Here is a 22,635-nt window from a genome sequence, read left to right as displayed (position 1 = left end):
GTTAGCTAATAGCAGTTGGCCATTAGCTATTTCGTTAAACGAGAGCTAACGGCCAACTGCTATTAGCTAACAGCCTACAATTAGCCTACGTACTGTTTCACCACACGCACCAGGGCATCAAAGTCGAGGGGTTTGGGCAGGTAGTCGGTTACGCCGGCCTCGCGGAACTGGTCCATCGAGTAGTTGTTGGCGTTGCCGGTGATGGCAATGACCGGCAGCTTGTTGATGGCGGGGTCGGCGTGGGCCCGGATTTCGCGGGTGCACTGCATTCCGTCTTTCACTGGAATGTTGATGTCCATGAGCACGCAGTCGATGGAGTTGCTTTCGAGCTGCTTCATCACTTCCCCCCCGTTCTTGGCCAGCACAATTTTATATTTCTGCAGCTCCAGGATTTTGCGGGTAAGATTGAGAATTACCGAGCTATCCTCAGCAATCAAAATGGTTTTGTTAGGAGAATCTGCTGACATGAGCTTAGGGTTTGGGGTTGGTTCTTAGGGTAGAGAAGTAAGGAAGGGTAAGGGCAATTATACGTTCGCGGCGCTGGCCACGCGCTCAACGGCGCTGGGATATTCCGAAACGAACTGTGCAAAGTAATGTTCCAAAAGTTGAAATCCGGCAGCGCACTCTTCTATGCGGTCATGTTTCAGCTCGTGTTCGAGGTGGCGGGCCTGGGCTGCCAGGGCTACCCCGCCCAAAGTAGCCGCCGTGCCTTTGAGCTGGTGGAGCATGGGCAGGAGCTCTTTGAAGTTGGCTGCAGCAACCACCGGGGCGGCCTCGCGCAGGAGCTCGCCGGCTTCCTGTTCGAACTCCTGGTAGAGCTCGGTTGTGAATTCGGCGCCGCCCAATTCGAGCAGCTGGCGCACAATGGCTTCGTCCAGGGTTAGCTCGTTGGCTCCGCCAGCGGCTGGGGCTAGGGTGGCAGCAGCCGACACAATGGGCGGAGTAGCCGCCATGGTATCAGGCACAACAACCTCGGCCTCGTCGAGCTCCGGTTCGGTGTCGAGGTTCACGTCGAGCTCGGCAATGGCGCGCACCTGGCTCGGGCGCAGCCAGCGGTGCAACACCTCGTAGAGGTGGCGGCTTTTCACGGGCTTGCCCACGTAGTCGTCGAGGCCCTGGCGCATGAAGCGGCCGGCATCTTCCTGCATGGAGTAGGCCGTCATGGCCACCACGGGCGGACAGGCTTTGCCCAACAGGCGGCGGATTTCGGCCGTGGCCGCCACCCCGTCCATGTCCGGCATCTGGATGTCCATAAAAATAATATTGTAGTCGGCGCCGTCTGCGGTGGCCAGGGCAATGGCCTCGGGGCCGCCTCCGGCCACGACCACCTCGCAGCCCAACTTGGTGAGCAAGCGCTGGCCCACCTTCTGGTTGATGGCGTTGTCGTCGACCAGCAGCACGCGCGGCGCGGCCACGAAAGGCTGGTACACGGCCTCGCGCACCTGCACCACCTCCGGCATGTCTTCAATGCGGGCTTCGCGGGCCGCAATGGTGAACCAGAACACGCTGCCCTCGCCCTCATCCGACAGCACCCCGATTTCGCCGCCCAGCAGCTCGGCCAACTGCCGGCTGATGCTCAGGCCCAGGCCCGTGCCGCCGTAGGCTTTGCTGGGCGTGGTGTCGAGCTGGGTGAAGTTGGTGAAGAGCAGGCTGGCGTTGTCGCTGGAGATGCCAATGCCGGAGTCCTGCACCGCAAAGCGCAGCGTGTGGTGCTCGCCGTCGGTGCTCACACTCGACACGATGATGGCCACGGTGCCCTCGTTGGTGAACTTGATGGCGTTGGCCACCAGGTTGGACAGGATTTGCAGCAGCCGCACTTCGTCCGTCATCACGTAGCGCGGCGTGTGCGGGGTGATGTGGTAGGTGAAGCGAATGTGCTTTTGCTCGGCCCGGTAGATAAACAGGGCGCGAATGCGCTCCATCACGGCCTGTAATTCCAGGGCGCTTTCGTGCACCTGCAGCTTGCCGGCCTGAATTTTCGACAAATCCAGGATGTCGTTGAGGATGGTGAGCAGGGCGTCGGAGCTCTTGCGCAGCGTGTCGACGTAGTCGAGTTGCTCGTCGGTTTCCACGGTCTGGTCGAGCAGGTCAATCATGCCAATGATGCCGTTCATGGGCGTGCGCAGCTCGTGGCTCATGTTGGCCAGGAACTGCGTTTTGGCTTCCAGGGCGGCTTCGGCCTCGTCTTTGGCCTGGTGCAGGTCGTCCTGCATCTGCCGGATTTCAGTAACGTCGCGGGCAATGCCTTCGGTGGCATAGCCGGTCGATTCCACCATGCGGGCGTTCACGAGCAGGCTCACGGGGTAGCCTTCCTTGTGCCACATCTGGGTTTCGAAGTTGCGCAGGCTGCCGTTGCGGTCAATTTCGGTACTGGCGCGCGGCAGGTCCTGCGGGTCGACGTAATAGCCTTTCACCAGCTTACCAATCACTTCCTCCGGCTTGTAGCCCAGCACCTCTTGCACCGAGGGGCTGACGATGGTGACCACGCCGTGCTCATCGGTACGGTAGTAGATGTCCTGAAACGACTCGAAGATGGTGCGAAACTTCTCTTCCTGCGCCTCCAGGGCCAGCTGGGCCCGTTTTTGCTCGGTGATGTCGTGGGCAATGGCCGAAATCTCCTCAAAGGAGCCATCGCCCAGGTAAATCGGGTTGAGGTAGATATCGGTCCACACCTCGTTGCCACGGGAGTCGCGCAGGCCCATCTCAAAGCGCTGCGCCTGGCCCTTAGCGGCGGCCTCGTAGTGCTTCACAAAAACGTTGCGCTCCCCCTCGGGCATGTGGGCCAGGTCGGCTTCCCAGAGGTCGAGGCCCCGCACGGGGTAGGTACCGTTGCGCCGCAGAAACAGGGCCGCGTAGTTGCGGTTGTAGTTCATGAGGTGGGCGCGGGTGTCCACGGTCCACATCACGTGCGAGCCACTCTCGAAAATGGCGTTGAGGCGGGCGGTCTGCTTGCCAATCTGCTCTTCGTTGCGCTTGCGCTCAATGGCCAGAGCCACTTGGTTCGAGATGAAGTGCAGCACGTCGAGGTCGCCGGGCGTGTAGGCGTCGGCGCGGTTGTAGTCCTGCACGGCCAGCACGCCGATGATGCGGTCGCCGATGCTCAGGGGCGACGCCAGCATCACTTCCGGCACCAGCCCATAGGCCGTGATGGTGCCGTTGCGGATGAGCTGCTGAAAGTCGGTGTGGGTGAGGTAGCGGGGCTGTCCGCCGCCGATGATGTACTCCGACACACCCGAAGTAAACGGCATGGCGCCTTGGGGGCGGTGCTGGGGGTGCTGGTCGACGTGGTAGGCAAACTGCAGCTGCGTGCGGGCGTCGTCGCAGAGGGCAATGAACAGGTTGCTGGTTTCAATAATCTTGCTCAGCTCGCGGTGAATAGCCCCGTAGAGGCTGGGCAAGTCCTTGGCGCTGATGGCCAGGTTGGCAATGCTGTAGTAGACTTTCTGGAGGCGCTCGGCCTTAATACGGTCGGTGATGTCGTGCAGAATGGCGCGGCTGCTTACCGGCTGGCCTTCCTCGCGCACCACGCTCATGCTGCCAATGAGGTGCACCGGTTTGCCCGCGTTGGTCAAAAACACGGTTTCGACCTTGTTCACAGGCTCGCCGTCGTAGAGGTTGCGCAGCTGGTAGAGCAGCTTGGCCTTGTAGTAGGGGTGCACCACGTCGGCCAGGGTGCGGGTCGCGAGCTCGGCGTCGGTGTAGCCCAGCTTTTCCTTCCAGGCCTTGTTCACAAACAGGAAGCTGTTGTCGGCGCTGAGGTGCTGCACCAAGTCCTGGGCGTTGTCGAGGAAGTCCTGCAGGTGAGTGCTGTCGCCGGATAGCCCGGCGCTGGCCATGCGGCGGTCGCTGGGTTCCTGGCCCGCCATCCACACGCCCGTGACGGCGCCAGTCTCGGAGCGCGTGAAGCCGCCCCGCCAATGCACCTGCCGCAGCTGGCCGCCGCGCGTGAGAATGGGCCGCTCGTAGCTGGGCGCCAACGACTCGGTGGCCACGCTCTCCAGAAACTCCTTCAGGCGCGATTTCCGCTCGGCGGGCGGGGCAAACATGTGGTGGCACACTTGTCCGATAACCCGCTCGCGGGGGTAGCCCACCATGGCCAGAAAGGCCTCGTTGGTTTCCACAATAATGCCCTGGGTGTCGAGCATCAAGTACATCTGCCCCAACTGGTCGAATAGCGCGCTGGTGGGCGGCGCCACTGGCTGGGAAGAGGAAACAACCGGAATCGAACTCATGAACCGAAGCGTAATGCCTGCGAATATTTCCTGCTAAGATAGCCACCGGACCGGCGAGCCCGAGCGTAAATTTGGCCAAAATATACCGTTTGCCCGCACAAGCGCGCTCCCGTTCCCGCCTCTTGCCCTCCCAACCCGCACCGCTGCTGCTCTTTGCCGTCACCACCGACCTGTGCTTCGACCAGCGGATGCAGCGCATTTGCAGCAGCCTGGCCGCCGCCGGCTACCGGGTGCAGCTAGTGGGCTGGCAGCGGCCGGGCTCGCCCCCGCTCACGCCCCAGCCCTACGCGCAGCACCGCCTGCAGGGCTGGTTTCAACAAGGCAAGCTATTCTACCTGGAATACAACCTGCGGCTGTTTTTCTACTTGCTGAGCCAGCGCGCCGCTGCCTGGTGTGCCGCCGACCTCGACACGGCGTTGCCCGTGTGGCTGCGCGCCCGGCTGGGAGGGCAGCCCTTTGTGTACGACGCCCACGAGCTGTTTACGGAAGTGCCCGAGGTGGTGGCCCGGCCGGCCGTGCAGCGCATCTGGCGTTGGGTAGAAGGCTTCATTGTGCAGCGGGCCCAGCAGGCTTACACCGTGGGGCCCGCCCTGGCCCGCGTGTTTGAGCAGCGCTACGGGCGGCCCTTCGCGGTGGTGCGCAACGTGAGCCGGCTGCGCGACGAGCTGCCCCTACCGGCTTCCGTCCCTCCTACCAGCTACATCCTTTACCAAGGTGCTCTGAATGTGGGCCGAGGCCTGGAGGCCCTGCTCGACGCCATGCCCCAGGTGGCGGGCCGCCTAGTAATCTGCGGCGAAGGCGACCTCTCAGCCGCCCTGCGCGCCCGGGCCGATAAGCTCGGGTTGCTGGCTTCGGGAAAGGTTGAGTTTCGCGGCTATGTGCTGCCCGAAGCCCTGCGCGAAGTCACGCGCCACGCCGCCGTGGGCATCATGCTGCTCGAGAATATTGGCCTGAGCTACTACTACTCCCTGGCCAATAAATTCTTCGACTACGTGCACGCCGGCATTCCACAGGTGCTCATCGACTTCCCCGAATACCGCGCCCTTAATGAGCAGTTCGACGTGGCCGAGCTGGTGGCCGACCTGCACCCCACCACCCTGGCTACTGCGCTCAACCGCCTGCTGCGCGACGACCCAGCCCGCTACCAGCACCTGGCCCACAACTGCCGCCAAGCCGCGCCGCAGCTCAGCTGGCAGCACGAAGAGCGGGTGTTGCTGGAGCTATACGCGGCCGTGGTGCCCCTCGCGCCAATCGCGCCCCGGCCGCAGTAGCTTTGTTGTGTTGCTTTAGCCTCCCTCCCGCATGAAGAAGATATTACCGGCGCTCCTCCTGGGCGGTGCATGCTTTGCCGGCGGCGCCTTCGTGGCCCGCCCCACGGCGCCCGATGAGATTACCGTGCCTATTGCCCGCGCAGCGCAGCAGCTGTTTGGCCTCAGCTTTAGCGACGCGCAGTTGGATTCTACCCGCCGCAACCTCACTGGCTACCGCGACAGCTACGAGGCACTGCGCAAAATTCCACTGCCCAACAGCGTGGCCCCTTCCGTGGGGTTCGACCCGCGGCCGCTGCGCATGCGGCAAGCCATGCTGGCCACTCCCAAAGAAAACGCCGGCAAACTGCCCCAGACGCCCAAAATCAAGCTACCCGCCAACCGCAACGACTTGGCTTTTTACACCGTGCGCCAGCTGGGCGAGCTGCTGCGCACCAAGCAAATTTCCTCCGAGGAGCTGACCAAATTCTTCCTGGCCCGCCTGCAGAAGTACGATACTCAACTGCACTGCGTCATTACCCTCACCGAGGAGCTGGCGATGCAGCAAGCCCGGCAGGCCGACCAGGAGATAAAAGCCGGCAAGTACCGCGGGCCGCTGCACGGCATTCCCTTTGGCGTGAAGGATTTGTTCAGCGCCAAGGGCTATAAAACCACCTGGGGCTCGGTGCCCTACAAAGACCAAACGCTGGATGAAGACGCGGCCGTGGTGGAGCGCCTGCGCGAAGCCGGTGGCGTGCTGCTGGCCAAGCTGACCTTGGGCGAGCTGGCGCAGGGCGACGTGTGGTTTGGCGAGAAAACGCGCACGCCCTGGGACGTGACCAAGGGCTCCAGTGGTTCGTCGGCCGGGTCGGCGTCGGCAGTGGCGGCGGGGCTGCTGCCGTATGCCATCGGCACCGAAACGCTGGGCTCCATCATCAGCCCCAGCACGGCCTGCGGCGTCACGGGCCTGCGCCCCACCTACGGCCGCGTGAGCCGCGCCGGCGCCATGGCCCTGAGCTGGACCATGGACAAAGCCGGCCCCCTGGCCCGTACCGCCGAAGACTGCGCCATCGTGCTGGCAGCCCTCACCGCCGCCGGCCCCGATGCCCGCGACCCCGCCACTATGCTAGCGCCTAATACCTTCCGCTACGCCTTTGATGCCAATATCAAGAAGATGCGCGTGGGCTACGTGAAAGCCAGCTTCGACCAGAGCTACCCCACCAAAGCCAACGACCAGGCCACGCTGGAAGTCCTCCGCAAGCTGGGCGTGGAGCTGGTGCCGATAGAGCTGCCGGCCATTGCGCCGGGCTCGATGCGCTTTGTGCTCACGGCCGAAGGCGCCGCGGCCTTCGACGACCTTACCCGCTCGGGCCGCGACACCCAGATGGTGCTACAAAACCGCTTTGCCTGGCCCAACACCTTCCGTTCCTCCCGCTTTATTCCGGCCGTGGAATACTTGCAGGCCCAGCGCGTGCGCAGCCTGCTCATCGAGCAGATGGACACGCAGCTGAAAGGGCTCGATGCCTACATCGCCCCGTCGTTCAGCGCCAACCTCACGCTGACCAACCTCACTGGGCAACCAGCCGTGGCGATTCCGAACGGCTTTACCTCTGCGGGCCTGCCCACCACCATCACGTTCATGGGCCAGCTCTATGAAGAAGGCAAGCTCCTGGCCCTGGCCAAAGCCTACCAGGATGCCACCGACTTTGACGAGAAACACCCGAATTTATAACCACCAAACCAGGACAACCCACAACTTCCCTCCTTTTTTAAGGAGGGGATGTTCGAGCCAAGGGCTCGAACGGGGGTGGTTGCGCTCGTTGCACGACACCCGAACGATACTACTGCGAGTCGTTCCACCATCGTTCAACGAGGTCAACCACCCCAGCTGGCGCTTCGCGCCAGCGTCCCCTCCTCAGCTGAGGAGGGGAGTTTTTGTTCTTGATATTTCATCAGTTCAGCGTCTTTGCTTCCTCCTCACATTCTCGCCCAGCTTGCCCCCACGCCGACTGACCCGCGGCCGGTGCTGCTAACCATTGCCGGACCAACGGCGGTGGGCAAAACCGCGCTGTGCGTGCAACTGGCCCAGCAGTTTCAAACCGAAATTGTGTCGGCCGATTCACGGCAGTTTTTTCGGGAGCTGAGCATCGGCACGGCTAAGCCTACGTCGGAAGAGATGCAAGGCGTTCCGCACCACTTCATCGACAGCCACAGCATAGCGGAGGATTACAGTGCCGGGCGTTTCGCCACCGATTGCCAGCAAGTCCTCACCAAGCTGTTTCAGAAATACCCGCTGGTGATTCTGACCGGCGGCTCCGGCCTTTACGTGCAAGCCGTGACCGATGGGCTTGACGAGCTACCCACTGTGCCGCCAGAAGTGCGGGCCCAACTCCACGCTGAGCTGGCGGCCCACGGCCTTCCCTACCTAGTGGCCGAGCTAGCTGAAACCGACCCCATAGCCCACGGCCGCATCGACCGCCAAAACCCGCAACGCGTGGTGCGGGCCCTGGAAATCACCCGCGCTACCGGCCGGCCTTTTTCCAGCTTCCACACCCAAAGCCCACCGGAGGAAAACCCACTGTTTCGCAACGTGAAAGTGGCCCTCACCCGCGAGCGGGAAGCGCTGTATCAGCGCATTAACCTGCGGGTGGAACACATGCTGGCAGCGGGCTTGCTCGACGAAGTGCGGGGCCTCCTCCCCTATCGCCACCACCACGCCCTGCAAACCGTGGGCTACCAAGAAATTTTCGGCTTTCTGGATGGCGAATACGATTGGGAAGAAGCCGTGCGTCTGCTCCAGCGCAATACCCGGCGCTACGCCAAGCGCCAGCTCACGTGGTTGCGGCGCGATGCGGCGTATCAGTGGGTGGATTTAGGGTAGGAGGGTAAGAGGGTGTGGGGGTAGGAGGGCAGGAGTTGTTGCGCATCGACAAAACTCATACCCTCCTACCCCCACACCCTCTTACCCTAAAACCTAGACGCTCAAAATTTCCACCATCCGCATGAAGCTCTGGTTTATAAGCTTCTTTTTATTGATGGTATCATTGAAAGGCGTGTAGACTAGCTTTTTATCAACAATACCGGCCATTACGTTGCGCATGCCGTTCATCAGGCCTTCCACGGCGGCAATGCCGATTTGGGAGGCCAGGAGCCGGTCGGCGGCTGTGGGCGAGCCCCCGCGCTGAATGTGGCCGATGACCGACACGCGGGTGTCGAGCTGCGGAATGGCTTCTTTCACCCGGGCTGCCACTTGGGTGGCGTTGCCTTCCTCGTCGCCTTCGGCCACGATGACAATAAATGACGTTTTGGAACGCTTCCAGCCCGTTTGCAGGGTGTCAATCACGACGTCGACGCTCATTTTGGTTTCGGGAATCATCACAATTTCGGCCCCGCCCCCAATGGCGCAGGGAATAGCGATGTAGCCGGAGTCGCGGCCCATTACTTCCACAAAGAAGCACCGGTCGTGCGAGTCGGCGGTGTCGCGGATTTTGTCGATGCAGTCCAGGGCCGTGTTCACGGCTGTGTCGTAGCCAATGGTGTAGTCGGTGCCGTAGAGGTCGTTGTCGATGGTGCCGGGCGCGCCCACGGTAGGAATGCCAAATTCTTCTTCGAAAATCATGGCGCCGGTGAAGGTGCCGTTGCCGCCGATGGCCACCAGGCCCTCGATGCCGTTATTCACCAGCTGGTCGAAGGCCAGCTGCCGGCCTTCTTTGGTCATAAACTTCTGGCTGCGAGCCGATTTTAAAATAGTACCGCCCTTTTGCACCGTATTTGAAACCGAGGCCGAATCCAAGCGTACAAACTCGCCCTTAATCATACCACTGTAACCGCGCATGATGCCGTAGACTTCGATTCCGTGGTAGGTGGCCGTCCGCACCACGGCCCGGATAGCAGCGTTCATGCCCGGCGAATCGCCCCCGCTGGTAAATACTCCAATTCTCTTCATCTGAACTTTCTGGAAACAAGTGGGCACGTGAATGGCGCCCAAACCCCGCAAAGTTGGCGAAAGGAAAACAAACCCTCGTGCCTGCCTAGCGAAATGCTGTCGGAAGGCGGTTATCTTTTTTTTATATTTAGCGTAGGGGGCTAGTAGCAACTCGCTGATTTTCCGGCTACCTTACCTTTTCAATCGGCCCTGCAGCCGCTAACTCATTTCTCACCACTTAATTCCCACGTTATATGTTCGGTTTCTTCGAAAATGAGCAGGCCAAGAAAATCAAAGGCCATTTGCTGAATCTTGCGGCCCTGGCAAAAGCCGACGGCCACATCGACGCCCGGGAAATGAACTTCATTGTGGCGGTAGGCAAGAAAAACGGCATTAGCTCATCGGAGGTGCAGGCGCTGGTGTCCGGGGCCAAAGGGGCCAGCACCGAGTTGCCCAGCAACGATTCCGAACGGTTTGACCAGATTTTTGATCTTGTCGACATGATGCTCGCCGACGGTGTGGTGGACGAAACCGAAATGGACTTCTGCATCATGATGGCCGAAAAGCTCGGTTTCCGCAAAGCCATTGTAGGCGTGCTGGTACGCAAAATCTCCCAAGGCGTGAAAGACGGGGTTCCGCGCGAAAGAATTAAAGAGGAAAGCACTAGCTTTTTAAACTATAACGAGTTGCCTCGCCCCAACATCGCCGTGTAGCTGCAGCACGACTGAAAAGGAGCGGCCCCGCGGGGGCAACCCAGAAGTGGGTTGCCCCCGCGGGGCCGCTCCTTTCTGCCCTAGGTTTAAGCCTTCTCCTGCCCCGCGCCCACCACGTGCTCTATGGCCCGGAGCAGGGCTGCGCAGGCTTCGTCAATCTCGGCATCGGTGATGATGAGCGGCGGGGCCAGGCGCAGGGAATTATCGCAGAACAAAAACCAATCGGTCAGGACGCCTTCGTGCGCCAGGGCGTGGTCGATGATGGGCTTGAGCACGGCGAAGGACTCGAACTCCACGGCCATGAGCAGGCCACAGCCCCGCACCGCCCGAATGGCCGGGTGCCGCAGCTGCGCCCGAAACCGAGCGGCTTTCTCGGCTACGCCCGCCACCAGGTTTTCCTGCTGCACCACCTGCAGGGTGGCGAGCGCCGCCGCGCAGCTCACCGGGTGCCCACCAAAGGTGGTGCAGTGCCCCAAAATCGGGTTGGTTTTGAAACCGCTCATGATTTCCGTGCTGGAAATAAAGGCACCGATGGGCATGCCGCCGCCCATGCCCTTGGCACAGACCAGAATATCGGGCTCGATACCGAACTGCTCGAAAGCCCACATGGTGCCGGTGCGCCCGTAGCCGCACTGAATTTCGTCGAGGATGAGCAGAGCGCCCACTTCCCGGCAACGACGGCGCAGGGCGGGCAGGTAGTAAGGCGAAGGCACACGCACGCCGGCTTCGCCTTGCACCGTTTCGATGACCACAGCGGCCGTGCGCTCGGTGATGAGGTATAGGTCCGAGAAGTCGTTGTGACGAATGTGGCGCACATCGGGCAGCAACGGCCGGAAGCTATTTTTAAAGCCCTCAGAACCTGTGATGGACAGGGCGCCGTGCGTGGAGCCGTGGTAGGCGTTGAGGCAGGAAATAAGCTCGGTGCGGCCGGTGTGGCGTTTGGCCAGCTTGAGGGCGCCTTCAATAGCCTCGGTACCGGAGTTGGTGAAGAACACCGAATCGAGGTGGGCAGGCAATGTTCTGTGGATGGCCTCGGCCAGCTGGGCGGGCACGGCTTGCACCAGCTCGCCGTACACCATCAGGTGCAGGTATTTGTCGAGTTGGGCCTGAATGCCGGCCAGCACGTGCGGGTGGCGGTGGCCCACGTTGCTCACGCCGATGCCCGAAATCAGGTCGAGGTAGCGGCGGCCGTCGGGGGCGTACATGTACACGCCTTCGGCCCGTTCGATTTCCAGCAGCAGCGGAAAGTCGGAGGTTTGGGCCTGGTGGCGCAAGAATAATTGGCGGGGTGTCAGGACCACGGATTTATCAGATTTAGCAGATTTCACGGATTTTGTTGCTGTGCGCACCTACTTGCTGCTGTCATCCTGAGCTTGCGAAGGATGACAGACGGCTTTCGGTGGGGCTTTGCAACCACTGGCCTCTCGTTTTGATTATTCCGCAAAAATAACGAGGCCGCTGCGGGGGCAGCGGCCTCGACAACATGAGCCAGCACAAAAGGGTCTACCGGGCGGGTTTAGTCGTCGCCCGGAATGGCCTGGCTCGCCTGCCCGGGCGCTCCCGATACGCGTTTGATGACCTCTCGGGTGAAGTCGCGCTCGGCCACAAACAGCTGGGCCACCTGCCGAAGCGAAATGACTTTTTGAAATTTCTCGAAATATTCTTTCTCCAGGTTCAGCTCCTGCTGGCGCAGGGCGAAGGACTGGTTGAGGTTGTCGCGGATTTGCTGGTCGCTCATGTTTTCCGACACGTCGCGGCGCAGCACTCGGCTGCTGCGGTTGAGCTCGCGCCGGCGGGTCGAGAACTCGTTGTAGACCGGCCAGAACTTCTGGGCCTGGTCCTGGGTCAGGGAGACGCGGTTGGTGATGAAGGCAATTTTGGCGTTTTCGAGCTGCCCTAGGCGCTGGCCACCGCGCCGGCCGCCTTGGGCAGCGGCGTCAGGGGCCAACGCCAGCAACAATGCCAGCAGGCCAAGCAATCGAAACACAGAGGAGCAATAAGACATGATAGTCAGGACATTATAAATAAAGGAGGTCTTCGGAGGGCTGGGCATCTAGCGCTTCTGTTAGCTCGGCGTCGGTGGCCGCCAAGAACTGCTTGGCAATGCCGGGGTTGGCGTCGGTGAGCGCGGCCAGGTCGGAGCTTTCGACGCGGGCTCCACTGGTGAGCAAATAGGCAATGAGCTCGGTATGCGGCACCGCATCGAGGGAAGCTGCCGACGCCACCGCGGGGCTGACTGCCGGGGGACCGCTCAGGAAGAACGAAACTGCAAAGCCGCCCAGTACCGCCACCGAGGCCAGGCCGGTGCGCAACGCCGGCGACAGCAGCGCCAGCCAGCGCCAGCCCGCGGCCGATTCTGGCGCGTCGGCACGGGGCAGCCGGGCCATTACCTGCGCCGGAAGCTGGTCGAAATAGCCAGCGGGCGGGCTGCTCAGCGGCGGGTGGGTCCGCCGAGGGTGCGCGTCTAGCTTGAAGGGCGTTTTCATGGCAGTTGGATGGAGAATCGGGGCCAGCGTTTAAATCAGCCGGTAAAAAATTGTGTGTTTTAGTTAATCGGCGGTGTGGCGCGTGACGTATTCTTCCACTTTTTTCACGGCGTGGTGGTAGCTGGCTTTCAACGCGCCTACGCTGGTGCCCGTTACTTCGGCCATCTGCTCGTAGGGCATCTCGTCGTAGTAGCGCAGGTTGAACACGAGGCGCTGCTTGTCGGGTAGGGTCAGGATGGCTTTTTGCAGCTTGAGCTCGATTTCATCGCCGGCCAGGGCCGGGTCGGCTTCCATTTTGGCAGCCAGCTCGGCGCCCACATCCGTGAGCGGCAGCAGAAACTTGCGTCGCTTGCTGCTCAGGAAGTTCAAGCATTCGTTGGTAGCGATGCGGTAAATCCAGGTGAAGAGTTGGGCGTCCTGCCGGAAATTCTCCAGGTGCTTCCACACCTTCACAAACACGTCCTGGGTGAGGTCGTCGGCGTCGTCGTGGTCCACCACCATCTTGCGTACGTGCCAGTACACCTTGCTCTGGTACTTGCGCACGAGCTGGTTGAACGCCAGGTTGCGGCTGGCGGGGTCTTGGAACTTGAGAAGGATTTCGTGGTCTTCCAAACGGCACGGGAGTTCGCCAGGGCGGCAAAGTCGGGGGTTGGATGGCAAAGTAACAGCCGCGTTTAATGCAACGGGAGAAATTTTCGGCCTCCCCCGCTCCCATTCGGCAAAGCTCCCAACTGCGCGAAAGCTAAGGCGATAACATTGTCGCCATTGCCGGGCTTATCAAAGCAGTACCGTCGTTGTTGGCCCGTTGCCGCTCGCTCTGAAACTGCAATCATCCATTAACCAGCCTGCCTTATGAACAGCTTCTCCGCCCTTGCCCAAATAGTTGTCGCGGTTTCCGTGTGGTTTGTCTGGACGTTTCGCTTCCATAACGTCGTGAAAGAATTCAACCACTTCGGCTTGTCTGACTTAACGCGCAGCTTGGTGGGTGCCACCAAAGTAGCGTTGGCGACCCTGCTGGTGGTTGGCATTTGGTATCCGGCATTGGTGCTCATTCCGGCCGTGCTCATGGGCCTGTTCATGGTGGCAGCCCAGTTTTTCCACTTTAAAGCAAACAGCCCCTGGCCGAAACGCGTGCCGTCGCTGGTGCTGCTTTTGCTGTGCGTGTACATAGCTTCTGCCTCCCTCAACCTTTTGTAATAATGAGCCTACTCCACCTGCTTATCTATTTTTCCAGCCTTTCTTTCTTGGGGTATGCCGTTTCTTATTTCAAATCTCCCCACATGAAGAATGAGTTCAAGCGCTTTGGACTGGAGAGAGTAGCAACGTTTACCATTATTCTGGAAATAATTGGAGCGTTGGGGTTGCTCGTTGGGTTGATAAGCAACCCCATTCTATTAATTGCTTCGGGCGGCCTAGCGGCGCTAATGTTTTTGGGTGTATTGGTAAGAATCAAGGTGAAAGACAGCTTTTTGGTATCCCTGCCGGCAGCCTTTTTCATGGTGGTGAATGCCTACATTTTTTATCAGGCTATCCAGATTGCTCAATCAGGAATAGAAGCTGCTTAGGGAGTAAGGCCGTTCTTGAATGCAGCAATTTGAGAGCCGACCTCACCCAATTCCCATGCTGACCATGGAAAGCATGACAGCCAACTTTATTGAAGCAGTAGAGTCAGCTGCCTCACTAATTGGAGAAGCTCAACATGACGGCCAGCCAACTTTCAAACGCCAAGGGAGAATATCCTGAAGCCAAGAGTAAGTCGCTGCCCATCAAGCCCTGAAGGTGCCGCTCATTGAGTTGCCACACGCCTGTTCAGCTTAGCGCGGCCTGCGCCCGATAACCGCCTTCCGCTATTCCCGTATTTAAAAGGCCACTGCCGGCAAGTTGCTGGTTGGGGGTTCTTTCACTTTTTTCCTTTCCGCTATGACCTACAACATCGATAACATTAAAATGGACCTGCAGACCGTGGGCTTCTCGGAGAGCCCCGCCCTGCTCCAGCAAGTAGAAAGCGAGCTGCGCCGCGTAATGCATTTCCGCAAAGACATTGTGGCCGCCGACGTGTACCTGCGCGAAGAAGGCACCAACCCCGAAAATAACAAGCAAGTGCGCTGGCGCTTGGGCATCCCCGGCAAAGACCTGTTTGCCGAAGGCACAGGTGCATCGTGGGCCGCTGGCCTGCGCGACGCCAGCGAAAAGCTGAAGCGGCAGTTTGTAGACTAGTCGTCGAGAAAAACAATACAACCCTATTGGGTTAAATAAGCCGACTGTCTTTGGCAGTCCTGCAACCAAATAAAAAAGCTTCCTGGTACTCCCAGGGAGCTTTTTTTGTGCAGATTTTCAGCCTTCTACTATTCCAAACCGGCATCTTTGTTTGCCTCATAATATAATGGAGCCAACAGGCTGAAATTTAATTGGGCAATAGAGAAATAATCCTCATTTTTATAGCTAGATTTTTTACGCCACATTTATTCACGCCAAGCTCCTGATGCCTTCTAAAAATTTCTACCTAAACGATGCCCAATCTGAAGTCCTGACGGCCAAATGGGGGCTTTTCTTTCGCAAGTTTGAAATACTATACAATGGAGATTCATTGGGCATGGTGCCCAATTTAAACAGCCAACCCAATGGCACCCGTTACCCCCTGCCCGATGGTCGCGTAGTCACGGCTCAGCTCGTCCGCAGCCAAGGACTTCAGCAACTCCAATTATTGATAGACAAGCAGCCCGTTCCGGGTAGTGCCACCCACCCCATAGAGCAGCTCAAAGCGGCGTGGTATACCCTGCTAGTGGTCGGGGTGCTTAATGTTATTATTGGGCTGATTGCCGATATGTTCCAGGTCGATTTTCTTCAACAGATTGGCGTTGGGTGGGGCTCGGCCGTGGAAGGAGTAATCTATTTAGCGCTTGGTTGGTTTGGCCATAACCGGCGCTCGGCTCCCGCTTTCACGGCGGCATTTGCGCTGCTGGTAGTGGAGGGCGTAGCGGGGTTTGCGATGGGTATAGGTAGCGGCAACTCCCCAGGAATAGGAGGCATATTCCTTCGATTTTTTATCTGTGTAATGGTTTTTCGTGGCATTAAAGCAGCCAAGCAGCTGCGAAGCGAAGAGACGGCCTTATTGGCTGAGCCGATGTAGCAACGTCCATATAAGCACTAAAAAAGCCCTGACTGATGCCAGGGCTTTTTTAGTATCAATACAAAACTGCTATTTACTTCCGGCGCTTCATCACCGCTTCCACAGCAGCCACAATGGCGGCTTCGTTGAGCTTGTACTTCTCCATCAGCTGGTCGGGGGTGGCGCTTTCGCCGAAGCTGTCGTTCACGGCCACCATCTCCAGGGGCAGGGGCTCCTCGCGGGCCAGCAGCTGGGCGATGCTGTCGCCGAGGCCGCCGTTCATCTGGTGCTCTTCGGCCGTCACTACGCAGCGCGTTTTGCGGGCCGAGGCCAGGATGGCTTGGGCGTCGAGCGGCTTGATGGTGTGGATGTTAATGATTTCGGCGTTGATGCCTTTTTCGGCGAGGAGCTTGCCGGCCAGCACGGCTTTCCACACGAGGTGGCCGGTGGCGAAGATGCTCACGTCGGTGCCTTCGTTCAGCATCACGGCTTCGCCAATGACAAAGTTCTGGTCGGCGGGCGTGAAGTTGGGCACTACGGGGCGGCCAAAGCGTAGGTACACCGGGCCTTCGTGGTCGGCGATGGCGATGGTGGCGGCTTTGGTCTGGTTGTAGTCGCAGGGGTTGATGACGGTCATGCCGGGCAGCATTTTCATCATGCCCAGGTCTTCCAGAATCTGGTGGGTGGCACCGTCTTCGCCCAGCGTGAGGCCGGCGTGCGAGGCGCAGATTTTCACGTTCTTATCGGAGTAAGCAATGCTCTGGCGAATCTGGTCGTAGACGCGGCCGGTGCTAAAGTTGGCGAAGGTGCCCGTGAAGGGAATCTTGCCGCCAATGGTCATGCCGGCGGCTACGCCCATCATGTTGGCCTCGGCAATGCCCACCTGGAAAAAACGCTCGGGGAAGTCCTTCTTGAAGGCGTCCATCTTAAGCGAGCCGGTGAGGTCGGCGCAGAGGGCCACTACGTTGGGGTTGGTTTTGCCCAGCTCGTGCAGGCCGGCGCCAAAGCCGCTGCGGGTGTCTTTCGATTCGGTGTAGGGGAAGTCTTTCATGGGGTATGTAAGGGAAGATTAAGGCGGTCAAACTCCCCTCCTTACCAAGGAGGGGATGTTTCAGCAAAGCTGAAACGGGGGTGGTTGTGGGCGTTGAACGGGTGGCGTCAGCGCGCACTAAAATTATTTTCAATCGAATGCAGTACGCTTTCCAAATCAGACCAAATCACTTTGTTCTCAAATCTGATTACGCGAATGCCTGCAGCATTTAAATAGTCGGTTCGCGCCGCATCGTGCAAATTGCCCGAGGCAGTGAAATGCCCCGCGCCATCTAACTCAACCGCAAGCTTTTCCTGCGGGCAGTAGAAATCAAGAATAAATTCACCGATGCTGTGCTGACGACGGAATTTACGGCCATTCAGCTGGCCGCTTTTTAAGTTATTCCACAGCACGGCTTCGGCGGGAGTGAGGTTGTTGCGTAGGGTTCGTCGGTCTTCTTTTTTGTGAGGGAGGTTGTTGAGCGTTGTCATGCCTTATCGTTCAATTAAGTTCGTTCAACGCCTACAACCACCCCAATTTTCACTTCGTGAAAATGTCCCCTCCTTGGTAAGGAGGGGAGTTTGATGTTCTACTTTCCAAAAATGGCTACCGAAGTCGTTTGCCCACTCCGAATGCTGAAGTTGCGCACGTCGGTAAACTTACTGCTGGTGCTATTGCTCGTGCGAAACACCAAGCGGTAGGCTCCAGCCTGCATGGGCAAATTCATTTTACTGCTGCCACCGTCCGGTAAGTTGTAAATCCAGGTTTGTGATTCGTCGTCATTGAGCTGGTAAATGCTGCCGTGGCCTTTCAGGTCGGAGGTAACATTGAGCGTGCCGGGTGCTGAGTATGTTACCGTTAGCTCCTGCCCCTGCTTCACGGTGACGCGGCGGGTGATGCGCGGCAACGTGAGCAGCTCCACCTCGTAGTTGCCGGCCAGCAGCTTTTGCTTGGTGCCGAAGGGAAAGCTGGCCACGGTGTTTCGCTGGGGGTCGCGCACTACGGCTTGCACCGTGCCGTAGGGATTGGGCGTGAGCTGTGGGTTTTGCAGCCAGAGCGTGCCTTGGGGCGTTTTGAAGGTGAGCACGTTGGCCTTGCCGGGTCGGATGGCTAGGTTGGCCTGCCGCACCGGGGGCACGGTATTTATCACCAAATCGTAGCTCTGCAGGGCGTCGATTTCGAGCACGTCGGCTTTGCCTTGGGCGTCGCGGTAGTGCACGTAGTTGTACTCGGGCTGTCCGGTCACGTTGTTCACAAAGGTCATGTTCACGTTCGTTTCCACGGGGCGACCAGCTTCGTCGGTCAGATTTACCATGACGGTGGTTTTGCTCAGCGTTTGGGCAATCACGTCGTCCATCACCGTGCGGAAGGTCTTCACATCGGCGGCGTTGTAGTAGTTACCCAGGCACTCCAGCTGCCGGCCAAAGTCCTTTTCGGCCCCGATGCCAATGATGAACGGCTTCAGGAAGATGTGCTTGCGCTGTAAGGCCAGTGATGATTTGCAAGGGTCGGCCGCGCAGGACTCCAGGCCGTCGGTAATGAGCAGCAGCACGTTGCGCGAGGCCTTATCGATGGGGAAGTCGTTGGCCGACTGTTCCAGCGAATAGGTGATGGGCGTGTTGCCCTGGGCCTTGAGCGTGGTGAGCTTGTCCTTGATGGCCTTGGCATTGCGGGGCGCGAAAGGCACTTCCAGGCGCGAATCCTGGCAGTTTTTCTCGCTGTTGGGAAACTGGTGGCCGTACACGCGCAAGCCCAACTCCAGGTTGGGATAGGCATTGAGCGAATCGACCATTTTGCTGAGCATGCGCTTGGCTACGTTCCAACGGGGTTGCCCTTCCCAGGGGGCCATCATCGAGCCCGAGGCATCGAGCAGGAAGAGAATACGGGTGACTTTGGGTTTTTCTGGAGCGGCGTTCTGGGCCTGGGCCTGCAGTGCCAGCAGCAAAAGGAGTAGCACCGCCCAGTGGAACCTCACCCCCCGGCCCCCTCTCCAAAAAAGAGGGGGAGCCAGAAAAGTATTCGTCAGACTCCCCCTCTTTTTTGGAGAGGGGGCCGGGGGGTGAGGTTCCGTTAGGCAGGCCCGCATCGAAGCCTAGTAGTCGGCTTCGGTACCTACTGCTAGCTGCTGAAGGGCGGTGGCCAGCTGCACATCGTTGGGAGCTACACCGTGCCACTTGTGGCCTTCCATCATAAAGTCGACGCCGAAGCCCATGCGGGTATCCATGATGAACATGACGGGCTTGCCCTGGCCGGAAGCGGCCTGTGCCTCTTCGAGGGCGGGGAGCAGGGTGTCGTAGTTGTTGCCATCGGCCTGGAGCACGTGCCAGTCGAAAGCTTCGAACTTGGCGCGCAGGTCGCCAAGGCCACCGATTTGGGCCGTGGGTCCGTCAATCTGCTGGCCGTTGTGGTCGATGATGGCGATGAGGTTGTCGATTTTGTGGTGGGCGGCGTAGAGCAGGGCCTCCCAGTTTTGGCCTTCCTGCAGCTCGCCATCGCCCATGAGCACGAACACGCGACGGTCGTCGCCGTTCATCTTTTTGGCTTGGGCAGCGCCGCAGGCCACGCTCAGGCCCTGGCCTAGCGAGCCCGAAGCCACGCGAATGCCGGGCAGGCCCTCGTGGGTGGTGGGGTGGCCCTGCAGCCGCGAGTTGAGCTTGCGGAACGTGGCGAGCTCACTAACGGGGAAGTAGCCTGAGCGGGCCAGCACCGAGTACAGCGTGGCCGAAATGTGGCCGTTCGAGAGGAAAAACAGGTCCTCCCCGATTCCGTCCATGCTGAACTGTTCGGGGTTGTGCTTCATTACTTTGAAGTAGAGCGCCACAAGCAAATCGGTGCAGCCCAGCGAGCCGCCGGGGTGGCCCGAGTTCACGGCGTGCACCATGCGCACGATGTCGCGCCGCACCTGGGCGGCAATTTCTTTAAGGTCGGCGGTGGCTATTTCGGCAGTCTGGGGCATGTCGGTTAAGTTTTGTTTCAGTTGGGTAAAGGTAATCGGATAGGCTGGAGAACTGAAATTACCGCTACACAATCGGTTGTGTAAAACGATTATCAACTGAAAATGAGCCGCGTTAGTTACGTGGCTCATTTTTGGTCAGTTTGGCTCTGGCGGGCCTGGGCCTGCCTATTTCGGCAGGCGGCACAAGGGGCGTTGGGCGGGACTACAGCAGCTGAGCAGCATGCTCCTTGGTGTCAACCTTCTTGATAATCTTATTGATTATCCCGTTTTCATCAAGCAAAAACGTGGTGCGCACAATGCCCATGTAGGTCTTGCCGTAGTTCTTCTTTTCCTGCCACACGCCGTAGTCCTGCACTATTTTCTTGTCGGAGTCGACCAGCAGCGGAAAGGGCAGCTCGTATTTGAGCACAAACTTTTTGTGGGCCGCTTCGCTGTCGGCACTCACGCCAATCACCTTAATATTTTTGGCGGTGAGCTCCTCCTGGTGGTCGCGCAGGTTGCAGGCTTGAGCCGTGCAGCCGGGGGTATCATCCTTGGGGTAGAAATAAAGCGCCACGCGCTGCCCACGCAGGTCCGCAAGACGGATGAGGTTGCCGTCCTGGTCGTTGGCGGTGAAATCGGGGGCGGGCTGGCCGGGCTCGAGGCTCATGTTGAGAGAGTGAGGAGGTAATTAAGAAAAAAACAGGGACGCAATAACGACAAAGTCCCCGCCTTTCCAAGGCAGGGACTTTGCGGTGCGGTGGCTACTGCCTCCTACAAACTTAAGCTCAACACTCGCTCGTTGCCGGCCTGGTCGGTCAGGAACAGTTGGGCGGGGCCGCGCAGCCGGGGGCCCAGCGTGTCGGTGGGCACGGTGAAGAGCGTGGAGTTCTTGTGCTCGAAACGCAGCAGGCGAAACTGCCCACCAACGAGCAGCCGGTAGCTGGCGAGGCCCGAAAGGTCGTCGCCCACCCGAAACAACAGTTGCCCACCGGTCCGGCCAGCCAGGCTGCCGGTGGGCGCCGTGTTATCGGTGAGAATGCGGTAGGAGCCAAACTGCCGGATGGGAGTCGTGATGTGGCCATTGTCGTCCCACTTGCCGCCCAGGTAGGCCTTGCCCCCGTTTAGCGTGGCCGAATAGATGGCGGTGCGCCGCGGGTCGGCGGGCGGGGTGGCGGGGCGTAGGGTCAGCTGCGCGGTTTTGTAGAACGGAATGAGCGGGCTGCCCACCGTCCAGAAGCCGCTGCCGGTAGGCTCGGGTCGGTAAGAGGTGCCCAGGTACAGGTTGTCGAACAGTGTTTCGGGGCCGAATACCACGCTGAGGTGAGACGTGGCGTAGGTGGTTTCCTTGCCCGCGGGCACCATTGCCTGGCGGTCAAACTTCTTGGTGATGCCGCCAAACTGCAAGGAGTCGGGTAGGCCGGCGCGCAGGTCGTAGAGGTACACATTTTGACTGTTCTGGGTGTAGCTGGGACGAATTTCTTTGCGACGGTTGCCGCGCAGCAGCACCAGGTTGCCGGCCACGGAATCGGGGCTGGGGTCGGTGGCAACGGCCTTGAGCAGGTTGCGGGTTACTTCGTAGCGCAGGTCGGGGCGCTTGGCCGCGGCCGAGCGGGTTTTAAAGTACGTCGGCTGTTCGCCGCGCAGCACCAGGCGCACGGGCGTCTGGTTGTTGTAGGAATCGGCTAGGGCAATATCGACGGTGTACACCTTGCCGGCTTCCACGTTGAGGCGGCCTTTGCTGGAGCCGGTGGTGTACATGGCTAGGTCGTTGCCTTCGTCAACCCACAGCTTTTGCAGGGTGCGGCCCTGGGTTTGCTGGTAGGTGAAGTCGAGGAAATTGCTAATCTGGCGAGTGCCCGTGGGAAAGGGAATGGCGTCGATAACGTGCTGATAGAACGGCTCGCCGTTCACCTTCACCGTCACGCGCTGGATGCCGTTCTTGTTCCAGGCATTATCGAACCGGTCAAACCCCTGCACCAGCAGCCCCACGCTGCCAAAGCAACCGATGGTGTCGGGCCACACGGTGGCCGTGCCGGGGGCGGGCTGCACGGCCGGCACCAGCACGGCTTTGGCAAACACGTTTTTTACCCGCGCCTCAATGCCGAGGGGCTCCAGCGCCAGCGCTTGCAGCGTGGGCGCCACGTGGTCCTGAATTTCGGGGAAGCCGCCCCACTGCAGCGGGTTGTACTGCCGGTCCTGGCTGTCGCGCACTTCCCAGTGCAGGTGCGGGCCCGCCGAGCCGCCGGTATTGCCCGAAAGCGCCACCACCTCGCCGCGCTTCACCGGAAACTGGTCTTTCTCGAAAAAGGCTTCCAGCTCGTAGCTCTGCTTCTCGTATTGGCGGCGCAGCAGCTCGGCCGCCACGGGGCCACGGAAGTCGTTGAGGTGGCCGTACACGGTGGTCAGGCCGTTGGGGTGCGTGATGTAGAGCACGTTGCCGTAGCCAAACGACGACTGCTTGAGGCGCGAAATGTAGCCGTCGGCCGAGGCGTACACGGGCTGGTTCACGCCGCCCCCGGTCTTGATGTCGAGCCCGCCGTGGAAGTGGTTGGGGCGCAGCTCGCCCATGCTGCCGGCCAGCAAGCCAGGCTTGCCCGGCGCAATGGGAAACAGAAAATACCCATTGGGCACCACGAGCTTGCCCGTAGATAGCACCTCGCTGATGGTGCGGCCCGGGCGCACCGAATCAACATCCTGCCCGTCTACTGACCCAGGCCAGGCCACCACCGACGCCGCTACCACCCCCAGCCCCAAGGCTACCTTTTTAACAAAGCTCACTTTCAACTTTACCATTCTCACAAAATCAATCTTCAATTTTCTCGGCTGCCCGCGCCCTGGGCACTGCCCTGCGGCACCGGTTTGTTCTTGCCAAGCGGAACACTTTCCACGCCTGAACGAACCGTTGTAGCCAGATAATATGCCTGGCTCTGCCGGCCTTCGGTTTCGTGGGCAGCA

At 59.7% G+C, this 22,635-nt stretch carries 21 protein-coding genes; 8 read left to right on the top strand and 13 right to left on the bottom strand.

All coding sequences use genetic code 11. The features are described 5' to 3' along the window. Positions 1-80 precede the first annotated feature (80 nt). Together BMZ66_RS13290 and BMZ66_RS13285 are read right to left on the bottom strand one after the other, a co-directional pair. Positions 81-467: a response regulator gene (locus BMZ66_RS13290; RefSeq protein ID WP_092673992.1), complete on the bottom strand. Its 387-nt coding sequence runs from the start codon at positions 465-467 to the stop codon at positions 81-83. 57 nt (positions 468-524) lie between these two features. Beyond that, positions 525-4,232, bottom strand: a complete 3,708-nt coding sequence (locus tag BMZ66_RS13285; RefSeq protein ID WP_092673989.1) for a PAS domain S-box protein — start codon at positions 4,230-4,232, stop codon at positions 525-527. Between the two features lie 122 nt (positions 4,233-4,354). On the opposite strand from BMZ66_RS13285, the gene BMZ66_RS13280 reads away from it, so the two are divergent. The 3 genes from BMZ66_RS13280 to miaA all read left to right on the top strand — a co-directional run bounded on the left by BMZ66_RS13280 (position 4,355) and on the right by miaA (position 8,360). Further along, a complete protein-coding gene (locus tag BMZ66_RS13280) occupies positions 4,355-5,503 on the top strand; it encodes a glycosyltransferase (RefSeq protein ID WP_092673986.1) in 1,149 nt (382 codons plus the stop codon). A gap of 31 nt (positions 5,504-5,534) precedes the next feature. Beyond that, a complete protein-coding gene (locus BMZ66_RS13275; RefSeq protein ID WP_092673983.1) occupies positions 5,535-7,211 on the top strand; it encodes an amidase in 1,677 nt (558 codons plus the stop codon). Between the two features lie 234 nt (positions 7,212-7,445). After that, a complete protein-coding gene (miaA, locus tag BMZ66_RS13270) occupies positions 7,446-8,360 on the top strand; it encodes a tRNA (adenosine(37)-N6)-dimethylallyltransferase MiaA (protein ID WP_234795087.1) in 915 nt (304 codons plus the stop codon). A 93-nt stretch (positions 8,361-8,453) separates the two neighbouring features. Here miaA and pfkA read toward each other — a convergent pair whose 3' ends face one another. After that, positions 8,454-9,425 carry a 6-phosphofructokinase gene (gene pfkA / locus BMZ66_RS13265; protein WP_092674841.1) on the bottom strand — a complete coding sequence of 324 codons (972 nt, stop codon included), beginning with the start codon at positions 9,423-9,425 and terminating at the stop codon, positions 8,454-8,456. A 233-nt stretch (positions 9,426-9,658) separates the two neighbouring features. Here pfkA and BMZ66_RS13260 point away from each other — a divergent pair, with 233 nt between their 5' ends. Next, positions 9,659-10,117 (top strand): tellurite resistance TerB family protein, encoded by a 459-nt coding sequence (locus BMZ66_RS13260; protein WP_092673979.1) that lies wholly within the window; start codon positions 9,659-9,661, stop codon positions 10,115-10,117. 86 nt (positions 10,118-10,203) lie between these two features. Here the strand turns inward: BMZ66_RS13260 and BMZ66_RS13255 are convergent, their stop codons facing one another. The 4 genes from BMZ66_RS13255 to BMZ66_RS13240 all read right to left on the bottom strand — a co-directional run bounded on the left by BMZ66_RS13255 (position 10,204) and on the right by BMZ66_RS13240 (position 13,215). Beyond that, a complete protein-coding gene (locus BMZ66_RS13255; RefSeq protein ID WP_092674838.1) occupies positions 10,204-11,412 on the bottom strand; it encodes an aspartate aminotransferase family protein in 1,209 nt (402 codons plus the stop codon). A 221-nt stretch (positions 11,413-11,633) separates the two neighbouring features. Then, the gene (locus tag BMZ66_RS13250; protein ID WP_143080197.1) at positions 11,634-12,104 is read right to left on the bottom strand and encodes a hypothetical protein; all 471 of its coding nucleotides are present in this window, start codon (positions 12,102-12,104) and stop codon (positions 11,634-11,636) included. 31 nt (positions 12,105-12,135) lie between these two features. Continuing rightward, positions 12,136-12,603 (bottom strand): hypothetical protein, encoded by a 468-nt coding sequence (locus BMZ66_RS13245; protein ID WP_092673973.1) that lies wholly within the window; start codon positions 12,601-12,603, stop codon positions 12,136-12,138. 63 nt (positions 12,604-12,666) lie between these two features. Continuing rightward, positions 12,667-13,215, bottom strand: coding sequence for an RNA polymerase sigma factor (locus BMZ66_RS13240; protein ID WP_092673970.1), 549 nt, complete (start codon positions 13,213-13,215; stop codon positions 12,667-12,669). 240 nt (positions 13,216-13,455) lie between these two features. On the opposite strand from BMZ66_RS13240, the gene BMZ66_RS13235 reads away from it, so the two are divergent. The 4 genes from BMZ66_RS13235 to BMZ66_RS13220 all read left to right on the top strand — a co-directional run bounded on the left by BMZ66_RS13235 (position 13,456) and on the right by BMZ66_RS13220 (position 15,733). Then, entirely contained in the window at positions 13,456-13,800 is a 345-nt protein-coding gene (locus BMZ66_RS13235; protein ID WP_092673967.1) for a DoxX family protein, read from the top strand. 2 nt (positions 13,801-13,802) lie between these two features. Beyond that, the gene (locus tag BMZ66_RS13230; protein ID WP_092673964.1) at positions 13,803-14,168 is read left to right on the top strand and encodes a DoxX family protein; all 366 of its coding nucleotides are present in this window, start codon (positions 13,803-13,805) and stop codon (positions 14,166-14,168) included. Between the two features lie 355 nt (positions 14,169-14,523). Continuing rightward, a complete protein-coding gene (locus BMZ66_RS13225) occupies positions 14,524-14,820 on the top strand; it encodes an HPF/RaiA family ribosome-associated protein (RefSeq protein WP_092673961.1) in 297 nt (98 codons plus the stop codon). A gap of 265 nt (positions 14,821-15,085) precedes the next feature. Further along, positions 15,086-15,733 carry a hypothetical protein gene (locus BMZ66_RS13220; protein WP_092673958.1) on the top strand — a complete coding sequence of 216 codons (648 nt, stop codon included), beginning with the start codon at positions 15,086-15,088 and terminating at the stop codon, positions 15,731-15,733. 73 nt (positions 15,734-15,806) lie between these two features. Here the strand turns inward: BMZ66_RS13220 and BMZ66_RS13215 are convergent, their stop codons facing one another. The 6 genes from BMZ66_RS13215 to BMZ66_RS13190 all read right to left on the bottom strand — a co-directional run bounded on the left by BMZ66_RS13215 (position 15,807) and on the right by BMZ66_RS13190 (position 22,473). Next, on the bottom strand, positions 15,807-16,763 hold the full coding sequence (locus tag BMZ66_RS13215; protein WP_092673955.1) for a transketolase family protein: 957 nt from the start codon (positions 16,761-16,763) through the stop codon (positions 15,807-15,809). A gap of 107 nt (positions 16,764-16,870) precedes the next feature. After that, positions 16,871-17,233 (bottom strand): endonuclease domain-containing protein, encoded by a 363-nt coding sequence (locus BMZ66_RS13210; protein ID WP_092673951.1) that lies wholly within the window; start codon positions 17,231-17,233, stop codon positions 16,871-16,873. A gap of 98 nt (positions 17,234-17,331) precedes the next feature. After that, positions 17,332-18,699, bottom strand: coding sequence for a vWA domain-containing protein (locus BMZ66_RS13205; RefSeq protein ID WP_234795086.1), 1,368 nt, complete (start codon positions 18,697-18,699; stop codon positions 17,332-17,334). A 135-nt stretch (positions 18,700-18,834) separates the two neighbouring features. Continuing rightward, positions 18,835-19,698: a transketolase gene (locus tag BMZ66_RS13200; protein WP_092673945.1), complete on the bottom strand. Its 864-nt coding sequence runs from the start codon at positions 19,696-19,698 to the stop codon at positions 18,835-18,837. Between the two features lie 202 nt (positions 19,699-19,900). Next, on the bottom strand, positions 19,901-20,347 hold the full coding sequence (gene bcp, locus BMZ66_RS13195) for a thioredoxin-dependent thiol peroxidase (RefSeq protein WP_092673942.1): 447 nt from the start codon (positions 20,345-20,347) through the stop codon (positions 19,901-19,903). Between the two features lie 104 nt (positions 20,348-20,451). Then, positions 20,452-22,473 carry a M23 family metallopeptidase gene (locus tag BMZ66_RS13190; protein ID WP_092673939.1) on the bottom strand — a complete coding sequence of 674 codons (2,022 nt, stop codon included), beginning with the start codon at positions 22,471-22,473 and terminating at the stop codon, positions 20,452-20,454. Positions 22,474-22,635: the final 162 nt, after the last annotated feature.

The sequence above is a fragment of the Hymenobacter arizonensis genome, assembly GCF_900115775.1.
GTDB classification, from domain to species: domain Bacteria; phylum Bacteroidota; class Bacteroidia; order Cytophagales; family Hymenobacteraceae; genus Hymenobacter; species Hymenobacter arizonensis.
Note: the sequence above shows the minus strand (reverse complement) of the source record. Positions and strands in the feature narration are given on the sequence as shown.